Source organism: Burkholderia sp. Ac-20384, from assembly GCF_017104605.1.
GTDB lineage: Bacteria > Pseudomonadota > Gammaproteobacteria > Burkholderiales > Burkholderiaceae > Burkholderia > Burkholderia lata.
On the sequence record NZ_JAAGPE010000502.1, the window covers coordinates 1 to 4198 of the forward strand.

5 protein-coding genes are annotated in these 4198 nt (G+C 68.7%); 3 read left to right on the forward strand and 2 right to left on the reverse strand.

Annotated features, from left to right (window positions below):
• From G3O00_RS40605 to G3O00_RS40615, 3 genes are all read left to right on the forward strand, one after another.
• Positions 1-471 (forward strand): ATP-binding cassette domain-containing protein (locus G3O00_RS40605; RefSeq protein ID WP_206146364.1); only part of this gene is annotated, 471 nt, incomplete at its 5' end.
• Complete coding sequence (locus G3O00_RS40610) at positions 468-1232, forward strand: ABC transporter ATP-binding protein (RefSeq protein ID WP_174934377.1); 765 nt, start codon at positions 468-470, stop codon at positions 1230-1232. The genes G3O00_RS40605 and G3O00_RS40610, both read left to right, overlap by 4 nt.
• Positions 1233-1326: 94 nt before the next feature.
• On the forward strand, positions 1327-1773 hold the full coding sequence (locus G3O00_RS40615; RefSeq protein ID WP_206146365.1) for a hypothetical protein: 447 nt from the start codon (positions 1327-1329) through the stop codon (positions 1771-1773).
• A 42-nt stretch (positions 1774-1815) separates the two neighbouring features.
• On the opposite strand, the gene G3O00_RS40620 is transcribed toward G3O00_RS40615, so the two are convergent.
• Positions 1816-3237, reverse strand: a complete 1422-nt coding sequence (locus G3O00_RS40620) for a sensor histidine kinase (RefSeq protein WP_206146366.1) — start codon at positions 3235-3237, stop codon at positions 1816-1818.
• Complete coding sequence (locus G3O00_RS40625; protein ID WP_174934383.1) at positions 3224-3889, reverse strand: response regulator transcription factor; 666 nt, start codon at positions 3887-3889, stop codon at positions 3224-3226. Before G3O00_RS40625 ends, G3O00_RS40620 begins: the two co-directional genes overlap by 14 nt.
• Between the last annotated feature and the right edge of the window lie 309 nt (positions 3890-4198).

Genomic DNA, 4198 nt, shown 5'->3' on the forward strand with positions numbered 1-4198 from the left:
GCGCTCGTGCGGCCCGCGGCGGTGCGGCGCGAGGAAGCCGCGCTGCGCGACGAGGCGCGCGCGATCGTCGCCGGGTTCGGCGAGCGGTTGACGCCGCGCATCGATCATCCGGCGCACAGCCTGTCGTATGCGAACCGGCGGCGCGTGGAGATCGGCCGCGCGCTCGCGCTGCATCCGCGCCTGCTGCTGCTCGACGAACCGACGGCGGGGATGAACGAGACGGAAACGGCCGAGATGCTGCAACTGATCCAGTCGCTGAAGGCGCGCGGCCTGACGATCCTGCTGATCGAACACAAGCTCGAACTCGTGATGCGCGTGTCCGACCGCGTGATGGTGCTCGACAACGGCGTGAAGATCGCCGAAGGCGCGCCGCGCGACGTGCGGCATGATCCGCGCGTGATCGAGGCGTACCTCGGCCGCCGGCACGCGGGTGGCGCGCCGGCCGAACGCGCAGCACAGGCGGCCGCATGACCGCACTTTCTTCCGGATCCGAAACGACCATGACCGACGCGCTGCTGAAACTCGAACACCTCGACACGTTCTACGGGCCGGTGCAGGTGCATTTCGACGTGAACTTCGAAGTCGGCCGCGGACAGATCGTCAGCCTGCTCGGCGGCAACGCGAGCGGCAAGTCGACGACGATGAAGCTGATTCTCGGGCTGATGCGGCCGCGTCGCGGCGTCGTGCGTTTCGACGGCGACGATGTGACCGCGCTCGCGACGCCGCAGCGCGTGCGCCGCGGGATCGCGGCCGTGCCCGAGGCGCGGCGGCTGTTCGGCGACATGAGCGTGCGCGAGAACCTGCTGATGGGCGCGTACACGCGTGGCGACCGCGCGGCGGTGGCGGAAGACTACGAGCGCGTGCTCGACCTGTTTCCCCGCGTGCGCGAGCGGCTGACGCAGCGCGCGGGCACGCTGTCGGGCGGCGAGCAGCAGATGCTTGCAATGGCGCGCGCGCTGATGGCGCGGCCGAAGCTGATCTGCATGGACGAGCCGACGATGGGGTTGTCGCCGCTCTACGTCGACAAGGTGCTCGAACTGATCGACGCGATCAACCGGCAGGGCGTGACCGTGTTCATGGTCGAGCAGAACGCGAGCCTCGCGCTGGAGATCGCGCATTACGGGTACGTGCTGCAGACGGGGCGCGTCGTGCTCGAAGGGCCCGCGCAGGCGCTGCTCGACGACGAGCGGGTGCGCGATGCGTATCTCGGCGGGGAGGCGGTGGCGGCGTAGCGGGCGTGGTGGGGCGCAAAAAATTGCGATGCATGCCGGATTGTCAGGTAGATTGGCGCTCAGTCGCCATTACCACCACCGGGAGCGCCGCGCCATGTTGACTTATTCCATTCAGAAGGTCGGCTACGATTTCAAGCAACTGGATCCGCAGGGCGCGACGGATTTCCCGTCGTTCACGCAGGCGTTCGACGCATTCCCGTGGGCGGCGCAGCATGCCGAATGGGACGACAAGCAGGACGGCCCGTTGCCGGCCCTCGTGCTGCAGCATGCCGACGATCAGCGGGAATTGTGGGTAACTGCCCTGAGCGATGCGCACGCGGACGGCTTTCAGCTGAATGCCGTCTCCATGCGGATGAAGAAGGGGCTGTTCGGGATCGGCAAGGGCAAGCTGGAGCAGCAGGTCGACACGATCGACGTCAGGAAGCGTACCGACGTCGATACGTTGTGCCGGCTGTTCTGCGATCGTCAGTACGACGAGCTGGACCGGGAGGTGGCGCGGCACCTGGAGCGCAACCGCTTCGAAGACGACAGCGACGATTGAGCGCCCACTGCGCACGCGCCTGAACCGGCGCAGTCCGTCAAATCATGCCTGCTTTGCGACGCTCCCCGCCGCGCGCGGAAACGTCAGCACCACCGAAAACCCGCCCGCGTCGGGAAACGCAAACCCGACGCGCCCGCCGTGCGCCTTCATCACCTCCTGCACGATTGCGAGCCCGAGGCCCGAGCCGGTGCGCCGCTCGCTGCCGTCCGGCGCGATGCGCACGAACGGTTGCAGCGCGGCGTCCCAGTGCTCGCGCGGAATCCCGCGGCCGTTGTCGGTGACGGTCAGCGTGACCGCATCGTCGACGTTGCGCTGCGTCGCGACCGAGACGACGATGTCGTCCGCATGACCGTGCAGCAGTGCGTTGTGCAGCACGTTCGACAGCGCTTCCTGCAGGCTGATCGCATCGCCGTCGATCCAGGCAAGCGGCGCGTCGCTCGCGAACGCGACGGCGACATCGCGCTCGCCCGCGAGCGGAATCGTGCGGCCGAGCACGTCCTTCGCGAGTGCGACGAGTTCGACGGGTTGCAGCGGCACGGCCTCGGTGCGATGGATCACCATCGCATGATTGAGCAGCTGGCCGGTGAGCCGCCCGACGTCCGAGCAGGTCGCGCGCAGCGCGTCGAGCCGTGCCGCGTGACGCGCGGGATCAGCTTCACCGTCGAGCAGTTCGATCTGTGCGTCGAGTCGTGCGAGCGGTGTGCGCATCTGGTGCGCGGCATCGGCGATGAAGCGCTGCATCGCGTTGATCCGCTCGGCGAGGCGGCGCATCAGCCCGTTGATCGACCCGATGATCGCGTCGATCTCGCTCGGCGTATCGACGGCCACCGGCCGCAGGTCGGCCGGGTCGCGCGCGGCGATGATCGTGCCGATCTGCGCGAGTGGGCGCAGGCCCCGCCGGATCGCGAGGCCGCTCGCGCCGATCGCGAGCACGCTCATCAGCAGGATCAGCGTCCACACCTTGAAACTCATGTCGTTCGTGAGCTGCTGGCGCGCGTTGGTGGTTTGCGCCACCGTCACGAGCGCCCAGCCCGGCGTGCTTTCCTCGGGCATGTAGCGCGCGATGGTCGCGGTGCGGATCCGGTGCCCCTGGTACATCCCGTTCGCGAACGCCGGGCCCTGTTTCGCGGCGGCAAGCGTCGCGGGGCTCGCGAGATCGTTGTAGCCGGCCACGACGATCCCGCGCGAATCGACCACCTTGTAGTAGACGAGGTCGTAGCGCGACAGCGTCGACAGCGCGGCTACCGGCGGATTCAGCGCGAGCACGCCGCCTTGCACGTAGAGGTTTTCCGCGACCTGGATCGATGCGCCCGCAAGCAACTGGTCGTACGCGCGTTCGGCCGCGACGCCCGCGTAGTAGCGCGCGATCGCCGCGAGCGCGAGCGCGCCGGTCGCGACGACGAGCGCGATGAAGAGCAGCGTGCGCCCGAACAGCGTCTTCGGGAACCAGTCAGTGCGCCGCAATCTGATACCCCATCCCGCGCGCGGTACGGATCTCGACGGAGCTGCCCTGCAGCTTCTTGCGCACGCGTGTCACGTACTGCTCGACCGCGTTCGCGGTCGGTTCGTTGCCGAAGCTGAACAGCTGATTCAGCAGTTCGTCCTTCGAGAAGATCCGCTGGGGTCGGCTCGCGAGGATTTCGAGCAGCGCGAATTCCTGGCGCGACAGCGACAGCGGCTGGCCGTCGAGTTCTGCGAGACGGCTGCTGCGGTCGATCACGAGGCCGCCGAGCGTCAGCACGTCGTTCGCGTGGCCGCTGTTGCGGCGCAGGAGCGCCTGCACGCGCGCATCGAGTTCGCGATAGTCGAACGGCTTCACCAGGTAGTCGTCGGCGCCGAGGCCGAGGCCGCTCACGCGGTCGTCGATCGCCGAGCGAGCGGTGACGAGCAGCACGGGCGTCGTGCTGCCCGATGCGCGCAGGTGGCGCAGCACCGTGAAGCCGTCCATGCCGGGCAGGTTCGCATCGAGCACGACGAGGTCGAAGCGCTCGACGCGCAGCAGCCCGTTCGCGGTCGCGCCGTCGGTTTCGAGATCGACGGCATGGCCGAGCCGCGCCAGGCGGCTGCGGATCGCCGCGCCGATTTCGGCATCGTCCTCCACGACGAGAATGCGCATGGTGCCGTTTCGCAGATGGGTGGGTTAGGGGTTTTCCCGAGGCCGGGATGTCAGCATTTTCTCAGACTCGATCGATAACCTGTGTCGAGCCGGACGTTGCAAGGACGGCCATTAATACCAGAACCACAGGAGACGGCAACATGCAGCAGCAAACGGGCGCGACGAACGCGCGGCGCAACACGCCGCCGGCCGGCGCTCGCCGGACTCCCTCCCGCCACCCCGCACACCCCGCCCCGCCCCCCCCACCCGCCCCCAGTCCCACCCCCGCCCCGACGCCCACCCAGCGCTCCCCCCCCCGCCCCCCCCCCC